Here is a 26,081-nt window from a genome sequence, read left to right on the forward strand (position 1 = left end):
TAAAAGAACTCTCTATATGAAAATTAACAAGATTTTTACAGCGGTATTTTTAAGTGTTCTTTTTATAAATACTGGGTATTCTCAAAATATAAAAGTAGATGTCAATCTAAATATAAAACATTCAGTAGAAGGTGTTTCTGATTTTGGTAGAGAACGTCACATGACAGTTCATTCCACTCCTACAGAAGTTGATTGGGTGGGTGAAGAAGATAAATTGAATTATTTAATCAATGATTTAGATGTGTATTTTGGTAGAGATAACGGATCGGCAACATGGAAGTTTCAAGATACTCCAGAGGATCCTGATAGAACTTCAAAGCCAGATGTTGATGAAATGCAAAATAGGGCTAATTATTTAAAGAATTTGTATGACCAAAAGTACTTGGCACATCAATATGAAAATAAAGGAGCCATGATTATGGGAATCAACCCTCATCCTATTTATCCAACATTAAATTGGTATGAAAGAGGTAGGACTTGGCATGGATGGCAGCCATGGGAACTTGATACTTCTGTAGAATGGATTGTTGAATACTTAGATAAGTATTTTGAGAAAAATGAAGGAGAATCTGGAGAGCCTTTACCAACGTACTGGGAGGTAATTAATGAGCCAGATATGGAAATGATGACGGGAGCTATGATGTGTACTAGTCAAGAAAAATTATGGGAATTTCATAATTTGGTAGCTTATGGAGTTAGAGCTCGCTTAGGGGATAAAGCTCCTAAAATTGGAGGAATGACTTGGGGGCAACATGACTTTCATCTTCAAGACGGAATCAATAGGGTTCCAGATGATAGATATGACCAATGGTTAACTCCTGAATCGTTACCAGTATATCACAACATGATTGATTCTCAGGTAAATGCAACTAGGGGTGACAATTGGTATCAATGGGATGTGATGTGGCAAGGATTTATTGATACATGTGGTGACAATATGGATTTTTATGGTGTTCACTTATACGATTGGCCTCAGTCTTCTAGAGATAAAGGAGCTTTGCGTACAGGAGGTCAGGTAGAAGCTACTTTAGACATGTTAGAATGGTATGATAATTACAAGTTTGGTCAGAAAAAAGATATCGTTATTTCAGAATTTGGAGCCGTATCTGGTTGGTTAGATGAGGTAAGCGCAAAAAGAAGAGCGTGGGAAAATCTACGTCCTTTCAACTCTATGTTTATGCAGTTCTTAGAAAGACCTTCTCACTTAGTATTAACGATGCCTTTTGCTCCTGTAAAAGCAGAATGGGGAGATGTTCGTGATGAAGATGGAAATTTAATAAAGAGATACCCTTCAACTTTGTTAGATGAAGATGAAAATGGTAATTGGCAATGGACAGATTTTGTGTTGTTTTATGAATTGTGGAAAGATGTGGATGGAACTAGGATTGATACTAAAGCAAATAATTTAGACATATTGGTAGATGCCTATGTTAAAAACAATCACGTTTATTTGATATTAAACAACCTAAAGTTTGAAGAGCAAACCTTAGACTTACATTTATTTGATGATTATACCAATAAAGTCCAAGGAGTAAAAATGAATCATTTGTTTTTTGATGAGTCTAAAGGTACTTTTGGAGAGTCTGTTATGGATGAGCGCACATTTACAACTGCACCAGGAGCTATAAAAATAGCAGGTGATGGAACAATTGTGTTAGATTATACTTTTGAAAACCCTGTAACGATTGATCAGACAAGCGAAGAGAAAAAATTCATGTCAGAGATTCTAGAGGATGGAACTACAGCTATTGGAGGAGTTAAATTTAGAAAAAGAGTAGAACCAAACGAAACGCTAACAACACATATAAATAATGTAGTGGTGCCTTCTGGAGCTGGAGAAGTTACATTGCGTATTGCTGGTAGGTTTTGGGAAAGTGGTATGCAGCCAAAAGAAATAACATTCAATGGACATTCACTTCCGTTAACAACAGATTGGAGAGGAGAAACTCGTGATTCTAGAAATGTATGGTTTGGAGTCTATGAATTAGATGTTCCTATCGAGTATTTAGAAACTAATAATACTGTTACATGTACAGCTAAAGGAAATTACGCAGAGTATACAACTGTTATGATTCAGGTTTTTGATTTTAGTAAAGAGCCAAAACGATCTGATAAAATAGCTTCGGTTGCAGTTACATCACTTGCGATTGATGAAGCGTCTTTAGATCTTATGGTAGATGAAAATAAGGCTTTGAATGCACATGTAGTTCCAGAAAACGCAACGAATACTGCGGTTACTTGGTCTTCGTCAAATGAAGGAGTAGCTACGGTAGATGAGTTTGGAATAGTGACAGGTGTTTCTGAGGGAACAGTAACCATTACTGCAACTTCTGTAGATGGAAGTTTTACAGATTCAGCAACGGTAAATGTATCTGCTTTTTCTGCAACAGCTGTATCTAGTATATCGATTAACGAAGGGGATACTATGTCTATTGAGTATTACAAAACGACACCGCTTCAAGTAAATATTAACCCAATAAACGCTACAGAACAAAATGTTAGCTGGTCATCTTCAGATACGAGTATTGTTGAGGTAGATTCAAATACAGGAAAAGTAGTAGGGAAAGTAATATATGGAACGGCAACTATTACCGCTACGCTTACAGATCCTAACAACGGCGGAATGGTTCACTCTGCAAGTACTTTGATTACTGTAGATCCTCCTGCAGATTTTGTTTCTGTAACAGGTGTAAGTATTACTCCAGATGAGAAAACATTAACGGCTATTGGAGAAAAGGTGCAGTTAACAGAAGTTGTGCTTCCTTCTAATGCAACTATAAAAACACATACTTGGTCGTCTAGTGATACTAATGTTGCTACGGTTACAGAGAATGGATTGGTAACGGCTGTGGCGAATGGTACTGCACAAATAACAGTGGTTACTACCGATGGTGATTTTAGTGCTAGTTGTAATTTAATAGTAGAGATCAGTACTGATACAGGGAATAAGATAGTGATTGAAGCAGAGGAGTTTAATACAACAGGTGGAACTTTTGATGATGGATACGTTGCTGCTCCTTATGGAGTAAATAAAGGGTCAACTGCTATTAATTATGTAAACTCAGGCGATTGGGTAACTTATGAAAATGTTAATGTAGAAGATGCCGCAGAATATAACATTGTTTACTTTATTTCAACACCTGTGGCAAATGCTCAAGTACAGATATCAGTAGATGGGAATATTGTTTCAACAGACAATGTTACAAATACTGGTGGATGGGATAGTTATGGGGCTTTAACTGCTTCACAATCCATAGAATTAACTTCTGGAATGCATACAGTTAAAGTTGTAGCATCAGGTTCTAATGCTTGGCAATGGAATCTAGATAAGATAGAGTTTCAGCAAAAAACATTAAGTACAAAGGCGTTTAAGAAAACGGTATCGAGTGCTTATATCTATCCAAATCCAGTTGTAAATAGTTTAACAATAAATGGAGAAAATTCTCAAGAGGCTTTTGTCGTTAGAATTTTAACTCCACAAGGAAGTTTGTTAAAGGTTCTTAAAATTGATGGAATTCCTAGCACTATTGATGTATCTGATTTAGATACTGGAGTATATTTATTAAATGTTGGAAATACAACAGTTAACAAAACGCTAAAAATGGTAAAAACTAAATAATGTTTTAAGTACTAATAGATCATTATAAAACCTCGAGTATTCCTCGAGGTTTTTCTTTTATTTAAAACATCTAGAGGTCTATTGTTTTAGTGTTAATCAATGTTTTTAGTTTATAAATAAAAAGAAGTTGTTCTTATAATTAATCTTATTTTTGTTTCTATTAAATTAAAACATATGGGTTTAGAAGAGAAAGCAGATGGGAAACCAACGTATAATGTCCCTAATTTGGAGCGTGGTTTAATGATTATAGAATTGTTGGCTACTTGCAAACAAGGGTTAACCTTGGCTGAAATTATAGAGACATTGTCTATTACTAAAACAACTGCTTTTAGAATTGTTAGTACGTTAATATTTAAAAATTATCTTCAAAAAAATGAGACAACTAAAAAGATTACCCTTTCTAGAAAAATGCTAACACTTGGCTTGTCTGCTATTAATGAGCAAAGTATAGCAGAAGTGTCTATAGATATTATGAGAGCTACTAGAGATGAGTTAAAAGAATCTGTTATGTTAGGTGTTATTTTGGGAGACAAAGGAACTATTTTGGAACAAGTAGCTTCTTCATATCCAGTAAAACTGTTTGTTGAACAAGGAACCCAGTTTAGTTTACATAGCTCTGTAGGAGGAAAATCTATTTTGGCATATTTGCCAGATAAAGAAATGAATGCTATTGTTGAGGAAATGGAATTCACTCCTTTTACAGAAAACACATTAACTTCAAAAGAAGTGTTTAAGGAGCAATTAAAACAAGTTAAAAAATCCGGATACGCTGTAGATAATGGGGAAGATATACAAGGGATTAATTGTGTAGGAGCTCCTATTTTTAATGAATATGGTGTGCCAGTTGCTGCTATTTGGATTACAGCACCACATGGTAGATTGCCTTCTAAAGATTTTCATAAAAAAGGAGAAGTGATAGCAAGATATGCGAAGGAAATTTCTCTAAAATTAGGTTATGTAGGGTAGTTTATTTGAAATTTTTTTAAAATAATGAACTCATAGATAGTTGTTTAAGCAATTATTTATGAGTTTTTTTTGTTTATACACTTAGTGTTTATTAGGGGGTAATGTAAATGCTAATTCTGTTTTTGAAACTAATTTCATATATGGAATTTTTTTTCTTGAAAAAGGGTTGTTTTTTACAATAAATTGTATATTTGTTTCAAATGAGAAACAAGTTTCTTATTTGGAATTTAATAAAAAGAAGATGAAAGCAACCATTTATGAAGGTAATAAGACCTTTACTGTAATTGAAAAAGAAATTAATCAGCCAAAAAAAGGTGAAGTAAGAATTAAAGTAGCTTATGTTGGTGTGTGTGGAACCGATGTGCATATTTATCATGGAATGATGGATAAGCGTGTAAGTATTCCTGTAACAATAGGTCATGAAATGTCTGGTGTAGTTGATGCTATTGGAGAAGGGGTGACGGATTATGAAGTTGGTGATAAAATAGTTGTTCGTCCATTAGACGACAGAAAAGTAAAGCCATCAGATAAAGGTTTTAATCACATTTGTGAAGAGTTAAAATTTGTAGGAATTGATAGCGAAGGGGCTATGCAACAATTTTGGAATGTTCCAACCTTTATTTTACATAAGTTAAAACCAGAAACAGATTTAAAATTAGCTGCGTTGATAGAGCCTTTGTCAGTTGCTACACATGATGTGCGTAGAAGTGGATTGGTAAAAGGAGAAACTGCAGTCGTTTTAGGAGGTGGGCCTATTGGGTTATTGGTAGCTATGGTTGCTAAAGAAGTTGGAGCTCAGGTAATTATTTCTGAAGTAAACCCTAAACGTATTGCTAAAGCAAAAGAATTAGGTTTTGATGCCGTAAGTCCTATAGAAGTTGATTTAGTTGAGTATGTAAAAAGCAAGACAGAAGACCGTAGAGCGGATGTTGTTTTTGAAGTAGCAGGAGTACAACCAGCATTAGATGTTATGTGTGAAGTAGCTGGGATTAGAGGTAGAATTTTAATGGTGGCTATTCACGGTGTAAAAAAAGAAGTGGATTTGTTTAAGTTTTTCTGGAAAGAACTAAGCTTAATTGGTGCTCGTGTATATGAGAAAGAAGATTATGAAAAATCAATTGAGTTGATTACTGCTAACGAATTGCCATTCGAACAAATGATTACAGATGTACAACCATTGAGTAATATTCAACAAGTTTTCGAAAATATAGATAGTAACCCTGATGGACTTAAGGTTTTAATGGATTGTCAATTATAAGATAAGGATGTTAAAAAGAGCAATACTATTATTATGCATTCCGTTCATCGGTTTCAGTCAATCCTCAGACAGGAAATGGTTTGATTCATCGCTTACTTTTGAGCAAAGAATTGATTTCTTGATTTCAGAAATGACCTTGGAAGAAAAAACAAATCAACTTCTAAGTGAAAGTCCTGAAATTAAACGATTGGGTATTCCTGAATATAATTGGTGGAATGAAGCTTTACATGGTGTTGCAAGAAATGGTAAAGCAACAGTTTTTCCACAGGCTATTGGTTTAGCGGCAACTTTTGATACTGATTTAGCATTTCAAGTAGCTAGCGCAATTTCTGATGAAGCTCGAGCAAAATTCAATATTTCTCAATCTATTGGGAATAGAGGCCAATATGCTGGTTTAACTTTTTGGACGCCAAACGTAAATATTTTTAGAGATCCTAGATGGGGAAGAGGTCAAGAAACCTATGGAGAAGATCCTTATTTAACTTCTAAAATGGGAGTTGCTTTTGTAAAGGGATTACAAGGAAATCATAAAAAATATTTAAAAACGGCGGCTTGTGCTAAACATTTTGCAGTGCATTCAGGACCCGAAGAGTTGAGACATCATTTTAACGCCTCTCCATCAAAAAAAGATTTGAATGAAACATATTTGCCTGCTTTTGAAGCGTTGGTAAAAGATGCGGATGTTGAGGGAGTTATGTCTGCTTATAATTCAGTATATGGTTCTCCTGCTAGTAGCAGTAAATTGTTATTAAAGGATGTCTTGAGAGATCAATGGGGATTCAATGGATATATTGTATCCGATTGTGGTGCCTTGAGTGATATTTATAAAGGTCACAAAGTTGTAAAAACTCAAACAGAAGCTGCGGCGTTGGCTTTAGAAACAGGTTTGAATTTAAATTGTGGATATGTTTATGGTGTTCTTGAAAAAGCAATTAAGGAAGGGTTAACTTCAGAGAAAACAGTAGACAAGAGGTTAAAAGAACTTTTGATGACTCGTTTTAAATTAGGATTTTTTGACTCGGTAGAAGATAATCCATACAATGCAATTTCTCCAACAGAAATTCACTCAGAAAAGCATGTTGCTTTGGCAAGAGAAACGGCTTTAAAGTCTATTGTGTTGTTAAAAAACAACAACAATACCTTACCACTAAGTAAAGATATTAAAGCACCATATATAACGGGTCCTTTTGCTGCGTCTAACGATGTGTTGTTAGGAAGTTATTACGGAATGACGACCAATTTAGTTTCTGTTTTAGAGGGAATTTCTGAAAAAGTTTCTTTAGGGACCTCTTTAAATTATAGAATGGGAGCTTTGCCATTTACAAAAAATGTAAATCCTAAAAATTGGGCTCCAAATGTAGCAAAAACAGCTGATGCAGTAATTGTTGTAGTTGGATTGTCTGCTGATTTTGAAGGTGAAGAGGTAGATGCAATTGCTTCTCCAAACAAAGGAGATAAAAAAGATTTAAAGTTGCCACAAAATCAAATTGATTATGTAAAAAAACTAGGGGCTAATAAAAAAGGACCGTTAATCTTAGTAGTGGCTTCTGGTAGTGCAGTTTCTTTAGGAGAATTATACGATTTGGCAGATGCTATTGTTTTGATGTGGTACCCTGGAGAGCAAGGAGGTCATGCTGTTGCTGATGTCTTGTTTGGAGATGAATCTCCATCAGGTCACTTGCCAATTACTTTTCCAAAATCGATAGATCAATTGCCTGCTTTTGAAGATTATAGTATGAGAGGTAGAACTTATAAATATATGGAAAAAGAACCCTTGTTTCCATTTGGTTTTGGCTTGTCATACACTAGGTTTAAATATGATTCAATAAAAATATCTCAAACCAAAATTAGAAAAAATGATAAAGTAACAATTTCATGTAGGGTGACTAATACAGGTGGAATTAATAGTGAAGATGTAGCTCAATTGTATTTGGTGTCAGAAAACGATGATAATGAATTGCCCTTGTATAAGTTGTTGAGATTTAAAAGGTTGAATTTAAATTCAAATTCATCAACAATGATCTCTTTTGAATTGCCTGCTGAAGAACTGTATCAAATTAATAAAGAGGGTGAAAAAGAGTGGATAAAAGGAAAATACAAATTAGTAATAGCAAATGCTCTACCAAGTAAAAGAAGTAAAGATTTAGGAGCAACGACCCCAGTAATAAAACATATAGAATTGAAATAACATAAAAATTAAAAAGATGAGTATTTTAAATACATTTAGTTTAGAAGGAAAAACAGCTTTAGTAACAGGTTGTAAACGTGGAATTGGAAAAGCCATGGCTATTGGTTTAGCAGAAGCTGGTGCTAATGTTATTGGAGTGTCTGCTTCTTTAGAGTTAAGCGGAAGTGATGTTGAAAAAGAAGTACAAGCTGTAGGTAAAAATTTTAGTGCTTATCAATGTGATTTTTCAGATAGAAAATCATTGTATGCATTTATTGCTGCGGTAAAAAAAGATCATCCACAAATTGATATTTTGGTAAACAACGCAGGAACCATTTTAAGAACTCCAGCAGCGGAACATCCAGATGAAATGTGGGATAAAGTAATTGAAGTAAATCAAAATGCCCAATTTATCTTAACAAGAGAAATTGGAAAAGAAATGATTAAAAGAGGATCTGGAAAAGTAATTTTTACAGCATCATTATTAACATTCCAAGGAGGGATCACTGTGCCAGGTTATGCAGCAAGTAAGGGAGCAATTGGTCAGTTAACAATGGCTTTTGCTAACGAATGGGCTGGTAAAGGAGTAAATGTAAATGCAATTGCACCAGGTTATATTGCTACAGATAATACAGAAGCATTAAGAAATGATGCAGATAGATCAGCATCTATTTTAGCTCGTATTCCTGCAGGTAGATGGGGAGAGGCACAAGATTTTGCAGGACCTACAGTGTTCTTAGCGTCAGAGGCAGCTTCATATATGCATGGTAGTATTATGCTAGTTGACGGTGGATGGATGGGACGTTAATTTTTCCACAATAAGGTAAGTATGAAAAAAACTCTAAACATAATATCACATAAATATCCAACTTTAATAGTGTTTATTTTTGGAGTGTTTTCATATGTATATAGCCAAAATCAGCCTAATATTATATTCATTTTATCGGATGATGCAGGTTATGCCGATTTTGGTTTTCAAGGTAGTAAGGAATTTAAAACGCCAAATTTAGATAAACTAGCTACACAAAGCATTCGTTTTACGCAAGCTTATGTATCTGCGGCTGTTTGTGGTCCTTCAAGAGCAGGAATTTTAACCGGTAAGTACCAACAACGATTTGGTTACGAAGAAAACAATGTTCCAGGTTACATGAGTGCTTCAGGAACTATAGGTGATGACATGGGCTTACCACTTGATCAAAAATTAATTTCGGAATACCTTCAAGAACAAGGTTATAAAACGGCTTTGTTTGGAAAATGGCACATGGGTAATGCCGACCGTTTTCATCCTACTAAAAGAGGTTTCGATATCTTTTACGGATTTAGAGGTGGTGCTAGAAGTTATTACGAGTTTGACGAGAATAATATAAGTTCTAGAAAAGAAGACAATATGGAACGTGGTTTTGGCACTTTTGAAGAGTCTAAACAGTATCTAACCGATGCCTTGGCTAATGAAACCGTTCGTTTTATTGAAGAAAATAAAACACAACCATTTTTTGTGTATTTATCTTTTAATGCGGTACATACACCTATGGAAGCGCAACCAAAAGATTTGAAAAAATTTCCAAGCTTAAAAGGTAAACGAAAAATTTTAGCGGCTATGGCCTTGGCTTTAGATCGTGCATGTGGAAAGGTAATAGATAAATTAGATGAACTGGAGTTAAGAGAAAACACCATTATTGTATTTACAAATGATAATGGAGGTCCTTCGGATACGAATGCATCATTAAATAAACCTTTAGGAGGTACAAAAGCGAATCATCTAGAAGGAGGTATTCGTGTACCGTTTTTAATGTCTTTGCCAAATCAGTATTTGAAAAATACGGTTTATGAAGATCCTATAAGCACCTTGGATTTGTTTCCAACCTTCTATCATTTAGCTGGAGGAGATGAAAAGCAAATAGCAGGTTTAGATGGTGTTAATTTATTACCATACGTAACAGGAAAAAACAAATCTAGGCCACACGAAACATTGTATTGGAAGAAGGAAGTTAGAGGTGCGATTAGACATCATGATTGGAAATTAATTCGTTACCCAGATCGTCCAGCAGAACTATATAATTTGGCAGAAGATGAAGCTGAAATTAACAATTTAGCGACAGCACATCCAAACATTGTAAAGGAATTGTATAAACAATTTTTTGAATGGGAAGTGTCTTTAGAACGCCCACGATGGATGTTAAAACATCAATATGAAAAAGACGCCATAGAGCGACTAGATAAATACAGAAACTAATAATTAAAACGATTAATTATGTCACAAATAAAAGAATATAAGCTGTTCATTAACGGCGAATGGAAAACATCAACTTCAGGTGAAACTATAGATATTATAAATCCATCTACAGAAGAAGTAACAGCTAGAGTACAAAATGGTACTGCAGAAGAAGCTTTAGAAGCATTAGAAGCAGCTGATAAAGCTCAAAAAGAATGGAAAAAATTACCTGCTCGTCAGCGCGCTGAATTACTGTATAAATTAGCGGATGAAATAGATGCTAATACCGAATATTTAGCAGAATTATTAACTAAGGAGCAAGGAAAACTTTTAAAAGTAGCACGTTTTGAAGTTGCTGTTACCGCATCATTTATTAGATATGCTTGCGAGGGAGCTCGTAGAATAGAAGGAGATATTATTCCTTCTGACAATCATAATGAACAAATTTGGATTCAAAAAGTACCTCGTGGGGTAATTGTTGCCATTACTGCGTGGAACTTTCCATTGGCTTTGGCAGGTCGTAAATTAGGACCAGCATTGGTTGCAGGTAACACTATTGTAATTAAACCTACATCAGAAACGCCATTGGCAACTTTAGAGTTAGGAAACTTGGCAAACAAAGTTGGAATTCCAGCTGGGGTAATCAATATTTTAACAGGGCCAGGTAGAGCAATGGGGAATGCATTGGTAGAAAGCCCTATTACTAAAATGGTAACAATGACTGGTTCTACACCTGTAGGACAGCAAATTGCACGTAATGCAGCAACAAACTTAACGCATGTACAATTAGAACTAGGAGGTAAAGCACCATTTATTGTTTTTGAAGATGCAGACATTGATGCAGCAGTAGCAGCAGCTTTACATTCTCGTTTTGACAACTGTGGGCAGGTTTGTACTTGTAATGAACGTATGTATGTACACGAAGGAATTTACGATGTGTTTATGGAGAAATTCATCAAAGCTACAAAAGCATTAAAAGTTGGAGATCCAATGTTAGAAGAAACAGACATGGGGCCTAAAGTAAATGCTGCTGAATTAAAACACATGGAAGAATTAGTTGCCATTAGTGTTAAAGAAGGAGCAACAGTTGCAACTGGAGGTAAAAGACCAGAAGGAGCTGAGTTTGATAAAGGTTATTGGTTTGAGCCAACAGTTTTAACCAATGTAACTCAAGACATGACTATTGTACACGAAGAATCTTTTGGGCCTATTTTGCCTGTTTTAAAGTTTAGTTCTTTTGATGAGGTAATTGGGTATGCAAATGATTGTGAGTACGGATTGGCTGCTATGGTGTTTACGAATGATATGAACACTATTATGAAATGTAATGATGAATTGGAGTTTGGAGAAATATATGTAAACAGAGGTCATGGTGAGCAACACCAAGGATTCCATAATGGATACAAATTGTCTGGTTCTGGAGGAGAAGATGGAAAATATGGATTTGAACAATATTTAGAAAAGAAAACTTTCTACATCAAACATAAAGTCTAATTAAAAGCTAATCTTCATGATTTTTATCAAACGTAATATGTATAAATATCTAATTTTAGTAGTCTTTAGTGTCGCTTTTATGAACTGTAAAGGTCAAGAAAAGAGTACTGAAAATAAAAATCTAAAGGAGTCAATAAAGCCCAATGTTGTGGTTATTTATTTAGATGATTTAGGTTATGGTGATTTAAGTTGTTATAATTCAACAGCTTTAAAAACACCAAACATAGATAAATTGGCTAATGGTGGTGTAAGATTTACTAATGGTTATGCAACCTCTGCAACGTGTACGCCAAGTAGGTATGCTATTTTAACTGGAAAATATCCTTGGAGAAACAAGGATGCTAAAATTCTTCCAGGAACTGCTCCTTTAATCATTTCAACATCTCAAGAAACATTACCAAAATTATTTAAATCAAAGGGTTATGCAACAGGGGTTGTGGGTAAATGGCATTTAGGTTTAGGGTCAGGACATGTAAATTGGAATGAACACATTTCTCCAAGTCCTAACGAAGTTGGTTTTGACTATTCTTACATTATGGCAGCAACACAAGATCGTGTACCAACGGTTTATATTAAAAATGGAAATGTTGTAGGATTAGATCTAAAGGACCCTATAAAAGTAAATTATCAAAAAAACTTTGAAGGAGAACCAACAGCTATTAGTAATCCAGAAATGTTAACGATGAAATGGCATCACGGACATAACAATAGTATTGTAAATGGTATTCCAAGAATTGGTTTTATGAAAGGTGGTGAAGCTGCAAAGTGGAAAGATGTAGATATGGCCGATCATTTTTTAGAAAAAGCGAAAGCTTATGTTAAAAAAGAGAAAGAGCATCCTTTTTTCTTGTATTATGCACTTCAACAGCCTCATGTACCTAGAACGCCTCATCCACGTTTTGCTGGAAAATCAGGTTTAGGACCTCGTGGAGACGTAATTTTAGAAGCTGATTGGGTGATTGGTGAGTTTATAAAAACTTTAGAAACTGAAGGGCTTTTAGAAAACACGATGATTATATTTTCAAGTGATAATGGTCCTGTTTTAAATGATGGTTACGAGGATGATGCTGTTGAAAAAATAGGTGATCACGATCCTAAAGGAGGCTTACGTGGAGGAAAATATAGCTTGTTTGATGCCGGAACACATGTCCCATTTATTACTTATTGGAAAGGGAAAATAAAACCACAAGTATCAGATGCCTTAGTTTGTCAGGTTGATTTATTGGCTTCATTAGCTAGTCTTATTGATGGTAAAATAAAAACTTCTGATAGTGAAAATATTTTACCAGCGTTTTTAGGGCAAAGCAAAGAAGGTCGTAAGTCATTAGTTTTGGAGGCAAATACCAAAACAGCTTATCGTGAAGGAAATTGGATGATGATTCCTCCTTACTCAGGTGAGGCTATAAATACTTTAGTTAATATAGAATTAGGAAACTCTAGTGAGTATCAATTATATCATTTAAAAGACGATAAAGGACAGCAAAATAATTTAGCTCATTCAAACCCAAAGAAATTACAAGAAATGATTAAAAATTTCGAAGCAATTCGTGGAGAGAATGATGCAAATACTGAAGAATTAGAGTTGAAATAAGAATAAATTATGAGCACGAAAATTTCAAATATTAAAACACGTCTGTTTACAGTGCCTTTACCAGAGGTAATGTCAGATGCAAAGCATGGAGATCACTATCATTTTGAGTTGGTAACAGTAACTGTTACGTTAGAAGATGGTAGCGAAGGAACTGGTTATACTTATACAGGAGGTAAAGGAGGTTACGCTATTAAGGCAATGGTAGAACACGATTTTACCAATGTATTAATTGGTAAAGACGGAACAGATATAGAAGGGATTTATGACTTTTTAGAGTGGCATATTCACTATGTAGGTCGTGGAGGGATTGCTTCTTTTGCAATTTCTGCAGTAGATATTGCATTGTGGGACATCCGTTGTAAAAAAGCAGGACAGCCTTTATGGAAAATGGCTGGTGGAGCAGGAAATACTTGTAAAGCTTACTGTGGAGGAATTGATTTAATGTTTCCAATAGAGAAACTTTTAAATAATATGAAAGGTTATTTAGAAAGTGGATTTAATGCAGTGAAAATTAAAATTGGACGCGAAAATTTAGAAGAAGATTTAGAGCGTATCAAAGCAGTTAGAGAATATATTGGACCTGATGTTACTTTTATGGTAGATGCCAATTACTCTATGACAGTAGAAAAAGCTATCAAAGCAATTGAAGGATTTAAAGATCAAAATATTACTTGGTTTGAAGAGCCGATTATTCCAGATAATTACAAAGGATTTGCAGAAATTGTAGAAGCGACTGGTTTTCCATTAGCTATGGGAGAAAACTTACACACAATTCATGAATTTGAATATGCGTTTGACCAGGCAAAATTATCATTTATTCAACCAGATGCTTCTAATTGTGGAGGGGTTACAGGATGGTTGGCAGCTGCAAGATTAGCAGACAAGCATGGAATTCCTGCTTGTTCTCATGGAATGCAAGAGTTACATGTAAGCTTGGTATCTGCACAACCAAATTCAGGATGGTTAGAAGTTCATAGTTTTCCTATAGATCAATATACTACTAGACCTTTGGTGGTAGAAAATTACAGAGCTGTAGCACCAGATTATCCAGGAGTTGGAGTCATTTTTGATTGGCAAAAATTAAATCCATACGAACAAAAATAAATATATTTATGAGCATAAAACAATCAATCTTTGGAACCCATAATAACCAAGATATTTATTTGTATTCGATTAAGAATGCGAATGGAGTTGAGGTAAAAATCACAAATTATGGAGCAACTATTACCGCTATAAAAGTACCTAATTCAAACGGAGAGATAGAAAATATAGCTTGTGGCTTTGATACTTTAGAAGGATATTTCTCAGAAGAGTATAAAAACAATTCTCCTTATTTTGGAGGAACAGTAGGTAGATATTGTTCTCAAATAAAAAACGCAAGTTTTGAGTTGAATGGTAAAGTTTATCAGCTAGAAAATAATTGTGGTGATAATAATTTACACGGAGGTGTTGTTGGGTTTGATAAAAAAGTTTGGAATGTTTTAGTCATAGATACAGAACAAGGAAAAGGAGTTGAAATGTCTTTGCTTAGTAAAGATATGGAAGAAGGATTTCCAGGAAATGTAAATGTAAAAGTTACTTTTTTATTGAATGATGAAAATGAGTTGTCTATAAACTATTATGCTGTTCCCGATGCGGATACACCATTGTCGTTAACCAATCATACTTATTTCAATTTATCAGGATTTTCAGAAGGAGTTGAAAATCATACGGCTACAGTTCATACAAATCAAAGATTAGCTCTTGATACTACAGGAGCTGCTACAGGTGAAATTGTAAATGTTACAGGAAAAGAAGACGATTTACGTGATGGTAAACACATTGGAGATGTTCATGATTTAATGGAAGATGGATTTGAGCATTTTTATGTTTTTGACAATGCAAAAGAAATAGTAAAGCACACAGCATCTGTTACATTTAAAGAAAGTGGTAGAAGTTTAGAGGTGTTTACCACAGAGCCTTGTATGCTTTTTTATACAGGAAAATATACTTCTGATGCATTAAAAAGAGAGAATGGAGAGCAATATGGTAAATACCGTGGATTTTGTTGTGAAACACATAGATATCCTAATGGGCCAAATATTAAAAATTCTCCAAAATCAATTACCAAAGCAGGAGAAGAATTTAACAGTACCACCATTTTTAAATTTGGATGGTAGTATATTTTTAACTTAAATAACTAGAAAAAATGATAGAAGGAATATTATTAGCTATTGGGGCTGGATTAATGTTAGGGCTGTACGCACTACCAGAAAAATTTACCAAAGATTTTAAATTTGAAAATACTTGGGGGTTGTTTTTTATGATGACTATGTTTTTAGTACCAATAATCGCATCATTTGTATTGATTAAAGATTTTAAAGATGTTTTTGCAGCCATTCCTACAGAGGTAATTGTAAAAATGGGAGTTGCTAGTTTCTTATGGGGAATTGGAGTTATGATGTGGGGAAAAGCAATTAGCCATATAGGATTGTCTTTAGGTTTTTCATTATTTATTGGAACAGTAATTTTAGTAGGATCTATTTTGCCTTTTGTAGTAGATGGATTACCAGAAAGTAATGTGTTTTTTACTATTTTGGGAGGAATTTTTATTGTGTTGTTAGGAGTGTTATTCAATGGTCAAGCTGGGTTTACTAGAGAGCTAGATGAATTGGAGTCTGGAAACAGTAAAAAAGAAAAAGGTTCTATGGTAAAAGGAGTTTCTATTGCTGTAATTGGAGGTTTGTTGGCTACAGGGTTTAGTTATGCAAATGCAGTAGGGCGACCATTAATTCACGAAGCTTGTCAAGCAGCAGGAAATGCAGAATGGGTAACAGCAGTTGCAGTTATGTTTCCTATTTTTATTAGTGGTGGAATTGTAATGGCAGCATATTTTGCTTATGAATTAACCATCAAAAAATCATGGGGAGATTTTAAAACACCTCATTTTACTAAAAATTTATGGTTAATTTTAGTGATGGCAGTATTCCATTACGCAGCTTCGGCATTGTTTGCTTTTGCAGCATTTAAGTTAGGAGAAGTAGGAAATACCGTAGGATATGCTATTTTTAACACCTCGTGTGTAGCTACTGCTATTGTGAGTGGTATTGTAACCAAAGAATGGATAGATGCCTCTAGCAAAGCTAAAAATTATTTATACTTAAGTTTGGTTTGTATGATAGGTGGTATTTTATTGATTGCTTATTCTAATAGCATAAGTTAAATATTATTAAGAAAAGATATAGAAGAAATAATTCTAAAATTTAAACACTAAAAGAAGATGAAAAAAATAAAATTTTTAATTCCAATTGTATTAGGAGTTACTTTGTTCTCTTGTCAACAATCAAAAGAAGAGGTGAATAATTGTGATAAAAAAATAGTTCCAACAGAAGATCAAATGGATTTTTTAGGAATTACAAATAAAGATAAATTAAGTGCAGCCTCTAAAAGAGCTTTGTTATGGGATGAAGAATTAGTTAAAGGGAATGATTGGTTTTTTTCTTACGAAACATATGATTTAAAAGGAGACTTAGCATATGAAGAAGGTGTGGTAAGAAGAGATCCAAGTGCTATGATAAAGCATGATGGGAAATATTATGTATGGTATTCAAAGAGTGTTGGTCCTACAGATGGTTTTGGAGGAGATATAGAAAATGATAAAGTTTTTCCTTGGGATAGATGTGATATTTGGTATGCTACCTCTAAAGATGGTTTAACGTGGAAAGAAGAAGGTTTGGCAGTAGCTAGAGGAGAAAAAGGTACTTACGATGATCGTTCTGTGTTTACGGTAGAAATTATGGAAAATGATGGGTTATACTACTTATGTTATCAAACAATTGGTGGTTTATATAATGTTAGAACTAAAAATCAAATAGGATTGGCTTGGTCAACATCACCAAATGGACCTTGGACAAAAAGTGAAGAGCCTATTTTAAGCCCTGCAGATAATGGGATTTGGAAAGGAGAGGAGCAAGATAGATTTGCAGTTATCAAAAAAGGAGATTTTGATAGCCACAAAGTACACGATCCATGTATTTTACCATATAAAGGAAAATTTTATTTGTACTATAAAGGAGAGCAAATGGGAGAAGCTATTACATTTGGTGGTCGTCAAATTAGACATGGAGTTGCGATTGCAGACAATCCAAAAGGGCCTTATGTAAAATCTGAATACAACCCAATTTCTAACAGTGGACACGAAATTTGTGTTTGGCCTTATAATGGAGGAATTGCTTCGTTAATTACTACAGATGGTCCAGAAAAGAATACAGTTCAATGGTCACCTGATGGGATTAACTTTGATATTAAAGCTGTTGTAAAAGGAGCTCCACATGCAATTGGTTTAAACAGAACTGCAGATAACGAAAAAGAACCAACTGAAATTTTACGTTGGGGATTGACACATGAATACAGAACTTACAATTACCAATATATTCGTGGGTTTAAAACTGCTAGAATGATCCGTCATACAGCAAAAGGTGTGGTAAAAGGAAAAGAAGTAAAAGTAGGAGATCAAAAATAGATTTTAATGCTTTAAATATAAAAGAGACTATATACCTATATAGTCTCTTTTTTTTATGGTCAGTTTTAATTTTGATGAGTTAAAATAAAATGTTGGATATGAAACTGAATTAGGTACTATAAAACCTAGAGGTCTTTAGTTTTATAAAATAATTGTAAAAGACTGGGCTTTATTAATTTATGCGTATCTTATAAGATGTCATTTTTAAAAAATGAAATCATGAAAAATAAAACATTAGGAATTATTTGTATTTTACTTATTTCAGTATCTGCATGTAAAAAAGATAGTGATCCTGAAAATAACGAACCTCAATCTGTAGTTGGTGTTTGGGCAATTAAAAACGGGGTAGAGTTTTCTTATTTAACATTGTTGTCAAACAATACGTTTATGTATGCAGAAAACGATGCAGACATTGAATCGGAGGCAGAGAATGGGTTGGAGCTAGGTACGTATTCTTATAATTCAGACAAGGAACAAATAACCTTTAATATTGTGTATGATGATAACGATCCTGGGAATGAATCTGGTATTGGTGATGCTGGAACGCCAGCAATATTTGAAGCTTCAGTTTTAGAAAGTGGAGCTAAATTAAGCCTTTTAAATGGAGAGTTAATTTTTAATAAGAAGGAATTCACAGATTCATCTCCTATTACAGGGGTTTGGGGTGTAGAAAATGGGACTGAATTTTCTTATTTAACATTGTTGTCAGACAATACATTTTTGTATGGAGAAAATGATTTAGACACAACATCTGATTTAGAGAATGGAATAGAAGTTGGTACCTATGTATATAACTCAACTAATGGAACGATAACTTTTACAATTGTGTATGATGATAACGATTCTGGAAATGATTCTGGTATTGGTGATATTGGAACAGATAGTACGATTGATGTAGTATTATCTAATGGGAACAACACATTAACCATTTCTGGTTTAGTGCTTACAAAAGCCTTGTAGATAGATAAATAAAATAAAAAAGCTCGAGAAATTTCTCGAGCTTTTTTATTATTTAAAAGTACTAATTGTAATTCTTTCTCTTAAAGATTTAAAGTAATCAAAAGATTTGATGAGTCTAGAACCAAACCAACTAAACATTTCGCCATCTACATAAACAGCGCTTGCATGATGGGTAAATCTTCCCATTTCAAAAACGTGTTTGTCTTTAAAAGGAAAAGGTTCCGAAGAAAAGAATACATAATCAGGATCTCCCTCTAATCTTATTCTTTTAGCCTCTATAGTTGGGTATATTTCTTTTTTGTTTTTATAAATATTGTCAAACTTATTAAGGGTTAACAAAGAGTTGATAAAGGTATTGTTCCCTGCTGCCATCCATGGGTTATACCAAATAAAATAAGCCGATTTTTTAACTTCAAAATCTTTAATAAACCATTTAAAATCGTCTAGTTTTAAGTTGATTTTATGGTTAATTAATTGTGCATCAACTCTACGGTTTAACATCAATCCCATTTTTTGAATCATACGAACTGCATCATCAACACTGTTTACTACTGTTACATAAACTTGGGTAAATTCTTGTAATTGTTTTACAATTTCGGGAGTGTTTTCTTCTTTGTTACAAAAAACAATATCAGGTTGAAGTTCTTTTATTTTTTCAATTTTAGCATCTTTAGTACCACCAACAATGGTTTTTGTATGTCTAAAATGAACAGGATGAACACAGAATTTTGTGATTCCTACAATGTTTTCTTCTAGGTTTAAATCGTATAAAGTTTCGGTAATAGAAGGCACTAAAGAAACTATTTTCTTAGGTGTTTTTTCAAACGTCAATTCATTTCCTAAATCATCAAAATAAGTCATTAGGCAATATTGTTATCAGCTAAAATTTTAGCCATTTGTGCTTGTAGTTTTTGTGCTTCTATTTGTGCTGCATTGGCAAAATCTTCTCCTTTACTAGCATAAATAATTCCTCTTGATGAGTTGATTAACAATCCTATGTTTTCTTTGTTTAAACCAAACTCACAAACTCCTTCTAAACTACCTCCTTGAGCACCCACTCCAGGAACTAGTAAAAAACTATTTGGAGCAATTTCTCTAATTCCTTTAAAGTATTCTGCTTTGGTAGCACCAACCACAAACATTAAGTTTTCTGAGTTGTTCCAAGTTAAAGAAGTTTTAATTACTTCTTTATACAAAGGTTTGTTATTGATTAAATCTTTTCCTTGAAAGTCTAATCCTCCTTTATTAGATGTTAAAGCTAACATAATGGTGAATTTATCCTTAAAGGCTAAAAAAGGCTCTACCGAATCGCTTCCCATGTAAGGAGCAACAGTAACAGAATCAAAATTTAAATCTTCAAAAAAAGCTTTAGCATACATGGTAGAAGTGTTTCCAATGTCTCCACGTTTAGCATCGGCAATAGTAAAAATTTCAGGATAATTTTGGTTGATATAATTGATGGTTTTGTCTAAAGATTGCCAACCTTTAATTCCATATGCTTCGTAAAAAGCAGTGTTAGGTTTGTAGGCAACGGCAAGGTGATGAGTAGCATCAATAATTTGTTTGTTGAATTCAAAAATAGGATCTTCTGTGTTTAATAAATGTGATGGTGTTTTAGTGAGATCAACATCTAAACCTACACATAAAAAAGATTTTTTCTTTTTAATTTCTCCAACCAATTCTGTAATTGTCATCTGTATATTTTTTACTGTTTTTCTAAGCTGTAAAAATACAGATATCCTTAGAAATAAACACGATTAATTATAGTTCGTAATTTTTAGACGCATCTAATTTTATAAAAACAAATAGCAGCATGGTAAATCCCCATAATGATGAACCTCCATAGCTAAAAAAGGGTAGTGGAATACCAATGGTTGGAAACAAACCAATAACCATGGCTATGTTTATCAATACATGAAAAAAGAACACACAAGCCACTCCATAACCGTAAATTCTACTGAATTTAGATTTTTGTTTTTCTGCTAAGTATAAAATTCTTAGAATAAAGGTCATAAATAATACAACCACTAAAGCAGAACCCCAAAATCCCCATTCTTCTCCTATGGTACTAAAAATATAATCGGTGTCTTGTTCTGGAACAAATTTACCTTGGGTTCTATCTCCTTGTAAATATCCTTTACCCCAAAATCCACCAGAAGAAATGGTTTTAATAGATTGATAAGTGTTGTATCCAATATCGCTAGTATCATCACTTAATCCTAATAAAATATTAAATCTATCTCTGTGTCTTTGCTGAAAAACATAATGGAACAAAAAGTATACACTATAAATATAACCACTAATAAGAATTAGTATTCCTATAATTTTAGGCCAAACAAAGCGAAGTATTTTTTTTCGAACTTTAGAAATATACCAAAGTATGACAGCAGTGATGATACAAGCGCCAGAAATAACATATATGTATCCAAAAACAAGAGTAGTTACAAAAAGGATGATAGCCAATGTTCCTACGATTAAAATGTTTGAATGTAGTCCTTCTCTATAGAACAAAAGGATAAAAGAAATATAAACCAATGCAGAACCTGGATCGGGTTGTAGGGTAATTAATATGGCAGGAATCATAATAATTACAAAGGTTTTTACTTTGTTTTTAAATGGCTTAAAACTAAACTGACGTTCGTTTAAAAGTCTTGCCAATGCCAATACAGTTCCTGTTTTGGCAAATTCTGTGGGTTGAATACTAAAACTACCAATGGCATACCAAGAAGTAGCTCCATTAATGTTTTTACCAACAATAAAAAGTCCTGCAAGTAAAATCATACAGGCCAAATAAATATAGGCTGCAAATTTTTCGTAAAAGCTACTTTCTATAAAAAGGAAAAAAATAGCAATAACTACTGATAGTCCCATCCAAATAATTTGCTTTCCGTAACGCGTACTAAAGTCTAATAATTCTTGATGGTTTTCGGAACTGGATGCCGCATATATATTCATCCATCCAAAACAGATAAGGATTAAATATATAAAGACTAATAGCCAGTCTATATGTGGTAATAAATTAATTCTGTGATTTCTCAAGTAATTGTATTGAAAGTTGTTTTTTATATTCTGCTTCTAACGAGGTATTGATAATTCTCTCTTCCCACCATTTTAATGAGGTAGAAGTTCCTTTTAAATATTTTTCTATCATTAAACTTGCTATTGGGGCAGCAATGGTAGAACCAAATCCTCCATTTTCTACAAAAATAGCCAAAGCAATTTTAGGATTGTCTTTTGGAGCAAAAGCCACAAATATAGAGTGGTCTGCTACTTCATATCTAACCCCATTTTTACGGATGTAATTCTGTACAGTTCCCGTTTTTCCACAAATATCTATGTCTTTTATTTTTACATGTTTTGCAGTTCCACTTTGGTATACATCAAACATACCGTTAATCACCGGTTCAAAATTTTCTGGATCGATGGTAGTTTGTTTCTTAGTTGTATATTTTTCTATTTCAATAGGATTTCCATTTACTTTTTTTAGAATGTGAGGTGTAAAATAATAACCTCTATTGGCAATGGCAGCAATCATATTGGCTAGTTGAATTGGAGTGGTTAAAATTTCTCCCTGTCCAATTGCGTTTGAAATGATGGTGCTATACCTCCAAGTTTTTCGTGGATAAACTTTGTCATAATAATCTGCAGTAGGAATAAATCCTTTGGCACCAATAGGTAAATCATATCCCAAATAATTTCCTAAACCAAAACTGTGTAAATGTTCTACCCAGTGTGTTAAACTTTCTTGAGATGAAGAATATTTTTCGATCAATAATTTATAAACGTTAGAGAAATAACTGTTACAAGATTTTGCAATTCCTAATCTTAAATCAATTGGTCTGCCTGTAATTCCACAGTGGCAACCCATAAAAGCACCATTTCTACTTCCGTATCTGTAACCATGATGACAATAAAATCCTGTTTTTGGTGTGATGACATTTTCTTGCAGTCCAATTAAACCTTGAATAAGTTTAAAAGGAGAACCTGGAGCATATGTTGATTGCAACCCTCTATCAAACATGGGTTTACTGATGGTGTCGTTAAATAGTTTTACTGAATTTTTAGACCTTTCTCTACCCACCATTAAATTAGGATCGTAGTTTGGGGCAGTTACCAAGGCTAAAATTTCTCCAGTACTAGGTTCAATAGCAACAATTCCACCTCTTTTGTTGTTCATTAACAATTCTCCGTAGGCCTGTAAATCTAAATCAATAGTTAAGGATAAATCTTTACCAGGTTTAGGAAGTGTGTCGTAAATTCCCTCTTTGTATGGACCAATAACTTTGTTTAACCTGTTTCTAAGTTTGTATGATACTCCTTTGGTTCCTCTAAGAATGTTTTCGTATTCCTTTTCAATTCCTTGAGTTCCTACCAATTCTCCTTGTTCGTAATAAGGGTTTTTTCTAGCCAGTTCCTCATTTACTTCATTGATATATCCTAAAACATTGGCAGCAGATTTATGAGGATATTTTCGCAAAGATTTACGTTGAATAGAAAAGCCTTTGTATTTGTGTATTTTTTCTTGTAGATAAGCGTAATCTTCTTTAGATAATTGACTTAAAAAAACAGAAGGTAACCAAGGAGAATATACTCTCGATTTAGCCAGTTTTTCAATCAGATAATTTTTGTCAATTTTTAATAAATCACAAAATTCTAAAGTATCAAAAGGTTTTACCTCGTTAGGAATTACTTTAACATCATAAGTTTGCTCATTTGCTACGAGTAATTTTCCATTTCTATCGTAAACAAAACCTCTCTCAGGATAGGTATAGATACGCTTAATTGCAGATCCTTTTAAGGAAATGTCATTATCATCGTGATGAACAACTTGTAAGAAAAAAAGTCTTGCAACAAATATAAATCCTGTGATTACTACTAGTATAGGGAATAACAGGTTTCTTTTTTTCATTGCTTTTTAGTTGAGGTAAATATGGATAAGAAAATTACGACCACAAAGGTAGTAAATAAACTATTAGTGAAAGTTTTGAAAAGGATACTTCCAGCGTATGAAACGCTAAAATATTCTAAAACGTATACTATAAATTGATGTATAAATGCTAAAGTTAAAATTAGCATGATTTTAGGCATAGTTCCATAATTGCTGTACCTAAAAAGTTTTAAGTTTAAATCTTTATCATTAAAAATAAATTTAATGATTGGCAATCTGATATAACAAATAAATAGAAGTGCTGCGGTATTTACACCTCCAGAGTTGCTAAAAGAATCTAGTATAATTCCAAAAAAGAAAACATTAATTAGCATACTAGTAATGTCTTTTCTAAGCGGATACCACAATACAAATAACAAGGAAATTTGTGGATTGATGTATCCAAAAATACGCATATGGTTTGCTATGAGTACCTGTAAAGGAATCAATAATAAAAACCGACCTAATATTTTAAAAGAGTCACTATTCATTTCTTCGGTTTTCTAGGTTCTCTATTTCAGTTTTATGTAAATTTTTAATAATATAAACGTTGGTTACGTTTCTAATATCATTAAATAAAGACACGTCTATTTGTTCATATCTGTTGTTACGATATGTGATGTTAGATACACTACCAATTAAAATTCCTGCAGGAAAAATACTAGATCTACCTCCAGTTATAATGGTGTCTCCTACTTTTAAAACAGCTTGTCTAGGAATATCTTTAAGTTGCGCTTCTTTAGTAGATTTTCCATTCCATGAAAGTGTTCCAAAATAATCTGCATTTTTTAATTTTGCATTAACTTTAAAGTTGGTGTTTAACACAGAAATAGCAGAAACATAATTACTAGATACATTTGTTGTAATCCCTATAATTCCTTTAGGATTCACAACAGCCATATCTACATTAACACTATCATTTAACCCTTTGTCTATGGTAATGAAATTGTTGTTTTTATGAAAATCATTATTGATGATTTTTGCTGGAGTGTATTTATATTTTTGCTGATTTAAAGCATCTACACTATCTAAAAAAACTGTTTTTTTAGGAGTACTAGCAATAATATAATTGATAAGTTTAGTATTTTCTTCTGCTAACAACTTATTTTCTTCCTTAAGGTGCAAATAATCTCTAAATGATGTGACATTATTATACAATCCTCCTGAAATTGCGTTTGCAGAATTGATAAACTTACTTTTTCTATAAGAGTGAAATTGAATGGTTAAAAACAATGCAATCAATTCTAAAACAAAAAATAAGAGGAAGCTCCTGTTTTTTTGAATTAAATATAAAATGAATTGCATGCGCCTAGCTTAATAAAACAGATTTGTATTTTTCTAATTCTTTTAAAGCGATTCCTGTACCTCTTACAACTGCTCTTAAAGGATCTTCGGCAATGTACACCGGTAAGTCTGTTTTTCTAGATAAACGTTTGTCTAAACCCCTTAACATAGATCCACCTCCGGCTAAATAAATTCCTGTATTATAAATATCAGCAGCTAATTCTGGTGGAGTAGAAGATAAACACTCCATCACCGCATCTTCAATTCTAAGAATAGATTTGTCTAAAGCTTTGGCAATTTCTCTGTAAGATACTTGCACTTGTTTTGGCTTACCACTTAATAAGTCACGACCTTGCACCAGCATATCATCTGGAGGTGTTTCTAAATCTTCGGTAGCAGCACCAATTTGTATTTTAATTTTTTCGGCAGTCGTTTCTCCAACGTGTAAGTTGTGTTGGGTACGCATGTAGTACATAATGTCATTGGTAAATAAATCACCAGCAACTTTTACAGATTTATCACAAACAATTCCTGCAAGAGCAATTACGGCAATTTCTGTAGTACCACCACCTATATCAATAATCATGTTACCACGTGGTTCCATAATATCAATACCTACACCAATGGCCGCAGCCATTGGTTCGTAGATAAGGTATATTTCTTTTGCATTCATATGAATGGCAGAGTCTCTAACGGCTCTTTTTTCAACTTCTGTAATTCCAGATGGAATACAAATAACCATTCTTAATGAAGGAGCAAAAACTTTCTTTTTAATAGAAGGAATGCTTTTTACAAACTCTTTAATCATTTCTTCTGATGCTTGGAAATCTGCAATAACTCCATCTTTTAACGGACGGATAGTTTTAATGTTTTCATGTGTTTTTCCTTGCATCAAACTAGCATCTCTACCAGTAGCGATAATTTTCCCAGTGGTCCTATCTCTTGCTACAATAGAGGGTGAGTCAATCACTACTTTTCCATCGTGAATGATAAGTGTGTTGGCTGTACCTAAATCAATAGCAATGTCTTCGGTCCAAAAGTCAAAAAATCCCATGTTTCTAGTTTGTGTTTTTTAATTCCTACGTAGTCTAAACAAATGTAA

The 26,081-nt window shown here is 33.4% G+C and carries 20 protein-coding genes; 13 read left to right on the top strand and 7 right to left on the bottom strand.

Features of this window, described 5'->3' with window-relative positions:
• Positions 1 to 16 precede the first annotated feature (16 nt).
• From AXE80_RS01610 to AXE80_RS01670, 13 genes are all read left to right on the top strand, one after another.
• On the top strand, positions 17 to 3,619 hold the full coding sequence (locus AXE80_RS01610; RefSeq protein ID WP_068824174.1) for an Ig-like domain-containing protein: 3,603 nt from the start codon (positions 17 to 19) through the stop codon (positions 3,617 to 3,619).
• A 174-nt stretch (positions 3,620 to 3,793) separates the two neighbouring features.
• Positions 3,794 to 4,585, top strand: a complete 792-nt coding sequence (locus tag AXE80_RS01615; RefSeq protein WP_068824175.1) for an IclR family transcriptional regulator — start codon at positions 3,794 to 3,796, stop codon at positions 4,583 to 4,585.
• A gap of 241 nt (positions 4,586 to 4,826) precedes the next feature.
• The gene (locus AXE80_RS01620; protein WP_068824176.1) at positions 4,827 to 5,843 is read left to right on the top strand and encodes a zinc-dependent alcohol dehydrogenase; all 1,017 of its coding nucleotides are present in this window, start codon (positions 4,827 to 4,829) and stop codon (positions 5,841 to 5,843) included.
• Between the two features lie 7 nt (positions 5,844 to 5,850).
• Entirely contained in the window at positions 5,851 to 8,031 is a 2,181-nt protein-coding gene (locus AXE80_RS01625) for a glycoside hydrolase family 3 N-terminal domain-containing protein (RefSeq protein WP_068824177.1), read from the top strand.
• A 22-nt stretch (positions 8,032 to 8,053) separates the two neighbouring features.
• Entirely contained in the window at positions 8,054 to 8,818 is a 765-nt protein-coding gene (locus AXE80_RS01630) for an SDR family NAD(P)-dependent oxidoreductase (RefSeq protein WP_206208151.1), read from the top strand.
• Between the two features lie 21 nt (positions 8,819 to 8,839).
• Positions 8,840 to 10,243 (top strand): sulfatase, encoded by a 1,404-nt coding sequence (locus AXE80_RS01635; protein WP_068824179.1) that lies wholly within the window; start codon positions 8,840 to 8,842, stop codon positions 10,241 to 10,243.
• Between the two features lie 18 nt (positions 10,244 to 10,261).
• Entirely contained in the window at positions 10,262 to 11,716 is a 1,455-nt protein-coding gene (aldA, locus tag AXE80_RS01640; RefSeq protein ID WP_068824180.1) for an aldehyde dehydrogenase, read from the top strand.
• Between the two features lie 16 nt (positions 11,717 to 11,732).
• Entirely contained in the window at positions 11,733 to 13,307 is a 1,575-nt protein-coding gene (locus AXE80_RS01645) for a sulfatase family protein (protein WP_068824181.1), read from the top strand.
• A 9-nt stretch (positions 13,308 to 13,316) separates the two neighbouring features.
• The gene (locus tag AXE80_RS01650) at positions 13,317 to 14,411 is read left to right on the top strand and encodes a mandelate racemase/muconate lactonizing enzyme family protein (protein WP_068824182.1); all 1,095 of its coding nucleotides are present in this window, start codon (positions 13,317 to 13,319) and stop codon (positions 14,409 to 14,411) included.
• A gap of 8 nt (positions 14,412 to 14,419) precedes the next feature.
• Positions 14,420 to 15,466, top strand: coding sequence for an aldose epimerase family protein (locus AXE80_RS01655; RefSeq protein WP_068824183.1), 1,047 nt, complete (start codon positions 14,420 to 14,422; stop codon positions 15,464 to 15,466).
• Between the two features lie 29 nt (positions 15,467 to 15,495).
• Complete coding sequence (locus AXE80_RS01660) at positions 15,496 to 16,509, top strand: L-rhamnose/proton symporter RhaT (RefSeq protein ID WP_068824184.1); 1,014 nt, start codon at positions 15,496 to 15,498, stop codon at positions 16,507 to 16,509.
• A 57-nt stretch (positions 16,510 to 16,566) separates the two neighbouring features.
• Positions 16,567 to 17,808 (top strand): glycoside hydrolase family 117 protein, encoded by a 1,242-nt coding sequence (locus tag AXE80_RS01665; RefSeq protein WP_068824185.1) that lies wholly within the window; start codon positions 16,567 to 16,569, stop codon positions 17,806 to 17,808.
• A 219-nt stretch (positions 17,809 to 18,027) separates the two neighbouring features.
• On the top strand, positions 18,028 to 18,768 hold the full coding sequence (locus AXE80_RS01670; protein ID WP_157359319.1) for a hypothetical protein: 741 nt from the start codon (positions 18,028 to 18,030) through the stop codon (positions 18,766 to 18,768).
• 48 nt (positions 18,769 to 18,816) lie between these two features.
• Here the strand turns inward: AXE80_RS01670 and AXE80_RS01675 are convergent, their stop codons facing one another.
• The 7 genes from AXE80_RS01675 to AXE80_RS01705 form a co-directional block, all read right to left on the bottom strand.
• Entirely contained in the window at positions 18,817 to 19,629 is an 813-nt protein-coding gene (locus tag AXE80_RS01675) for an ABC transporter substrate-binding protein (RefSeq protein ID WP_068824187.1), read from the bottom strand.
• Positions 19,629 to 20,462 (bottom strand): orotidine-5'-phosphate decarboxylase, encoded by an 834-nt coding sequence (gene pyrF, locus AXE80_RS01680; RefSeq protein ID WP_068824188.1) that lies wholly within the window; start codon positions 20,460 to 20,462, stop codon positions 19,629 to 19,631. The genes AXE80_RS01675 and pyrF overlap by 1 nt, the downstream gene beginning before the upstream one ends.
• 67 nt (positions 20,463 to 20,529) lie before the next feature.
• On the bottom strand, positions 20,530 to 21,807 hold the full coding sequence (rodA, locus tag AXE80_RS01685) for a rod shape-determining protein RodA (protein ID WP_068824189.1): 1,278 nt from the start codon (positions 21,805 to 21,807) through the stop codon (positions 20,530 to 20,532).
• Positions 21,788 to 23,677 carry a penicillin-binding protein 2 gene (mrdA, locus tag AXE80_RS01690; RefSeq protein WP_068824190.1) on the bottom strand — a complete coding sequence of 630 codons (1,890 nt, stop codon included), beginning with the start codon at positions 23,675 to 23,677 and terminating at the stop codon, positions 21,788 to 21,790. The genes rodA and mrdA overlap by 20 nt, the downstream gene beginning before the upstream one ends.
• Positions 23,674 to 24,186 (bottom strand): hypothetical protein, encoded by a 513-nt coding sequence (locus tag AXE80_RS01695; RefSeq protein WP_157359320.1) that lies wholly within the window; start codon positions 24,184 to 24,186, stop codon positions 23,674 to 23,676. The genes mrdA and AXE80_RS01695 overlap by 4 nt, the downstream gene beginning before the upstream one ends.
• A complete protein-coding gene (gene mreC, locus AXE80_RS01700) occupies positions 24,179 to 25,000 on the bottom strand; it encodes a rod shape-determining protein MreC (RefSeq protein ID WP_068824192.1) in 822 nt (273 codons plus the stop codon). Before mreC ends, AXE80_RS01695 begins: the two co-directional genes overlap by 8 nt.
• 4 nt (positions 25,001 to 25,004) lie before the next feature.
• Positions 25,005 to 26,033: a rod shape-determining protein gene (locus AXE80_RS01705; RefSeq protein WP_068824193.1), complete on the bottom strand. Its 1,029-nt coding sequence runs from the start codon at positions 26,031 to 26,033 to the stop codon at positions 25,005 to 25,007.
• Positions 26,034 to 26,081 lie beyond the last annotated feature (48 nt).

Origin of the sequence: Wenyingzhuangia fucanilytica (assembly GCF_001697185.1) — a bacterium.
Lineage (GTDB): Bacteria > Bacteroidota > Bacteroidia > Flavobacteriales > Flavobacteriaceae > Wenyingzhuangia > Wenyingzhuangia fucanilytica.

What these genes read in the sequence shown, in the direction of transcription:
- AXE80_RS01610 (WP_068824174.1), top strand. Translation starts at nt 17, where the DNA reads ATGAAAATTAACAAGATTTTTACAGCGGTATTTTTAAGTGTTCTTTTT.
- AXE80_RS01615 (WP_068824175.1), top strand. Translation starts at nt 3,794, where the DNA reads ATGGGTTTAGAAGAGAAAGCAGATGGGAAACCAACGTATAATGTCCCT.
- AXE80_RS01620 (WP_068824176.1), top strand. Translation starts at nt 4,827, where the DNA reads ATGAAAGCAACCATTTATGAAGGTAATAAGACCTTTACTGTAATTGAA.
- AXE80_RS01625 (WP_068824177.1), top strand. Translation starts at nt 5,851, where the DNA reads ATGTTAAAAAGAGCAATACTATTATTATGCATTCCGTTCATCGGTTTC.
- AXE80_RS01635 (WP_068824179.1), top strand. Translation starts at nt 8,840, where the DNA reads ATGAAAAAAACTCTAAACATAATATCACATAAATATCCAACTTTAATA.
- aldA (WP_068824180.1), top strand. Translation starts at nt 10,262, where the DNA reads ATGTCACAAATAAAAGAATATAAGCTGTTCATTAACGGCGAATGGAAA.
- AXE80_RS01645 (WP_068824181.1), top strand. Translation starts at nt 11,733, where the DNA reads ATGATTTTTATCAAACGTAATATGTATAAATATCTAATTTTAGTAGTC.
- AXE80_RS01650 (WP_068824182.1), top strand. Translation starts at nt 13,317, where the DNA reads ATGAGCACGAAAATTTCAAATATTAAAACACGTCTGTTTACAGTGCCT.
- AXE80_RS01655 (WP_068824183.1), top strand. Translation starts at nt 14,420, where the DNA reads ATGAGCATAAAACAATCAATCTTTGGAACCCATAATAACCAAGATATT.
- AXE80_RS01660 (WP_068824184.1), top strand. Translation starts at nt 15,496, where the DNA reads ATGATAGAAGGAATATTATTAGCTATTGGGGCTGGATTAATGTTAGGG.
- AXE80_RS01665 (WP_068824185.1), top strand. Translation starts at nt 16,567, where the DNA reads ATGAAAAAAATAAAATTTTTAATTCCAATTGTATTAGGAGTTACTTTG.
- AXE80_RS01670 (WP_157359319.1), top strand. Translation starts at nt 18,028, where the DNA reads ATGAAAAATAAAACATTAGGAATTATTTGTATTTTACTTATTTCAGTA.
- AXE80_RS01675 (WP_068824187.1), bottom strand. Translation starts at nt 19,629, where the DNA reads ATGACTTATTTTGATGATTTAGGAAATGAATTGACGTTTGAAAAAACA.
- pyrF (WP_068824188.1), bottom strand. Translation starts at nt 20,462, where the DNA reads ATGACAATTACAGAATTGGTTGGAGAAATTAAAAAGAAAAAATCTTTT.
- mrdA (WP_068824190.1), bottom strand. Translation starts at nt 23,677, where the DNA reads ATGAAAAAAAGAAACCTGTTATTCCCTATACTAGTAGTAATCACAGGA.
- AXE80_RS01695 (WP_157359320.1), bottom strand. Translation starts at nt 24,186, where the DNA reads ATGAATAGTGACTCTTTTAAAATATTAGGTCGGTTTTTATTATTGATT.
- mreC (WP_068824192.1), bottom strand. Translation starts at nt 25,000, where the DNA reads ATGCAATTCATTTTATATTTAATTCAAAAAAACAGGAGCTTCCTCTTA.
- AXE80_RS01705 (WP_068824193.1), bottom strand. Translation starts at nt 26,033, where the DNA reads ATGGGATTTTTTGACTTTTGGACCGAAGACATTGCTATTGATTTAGGT.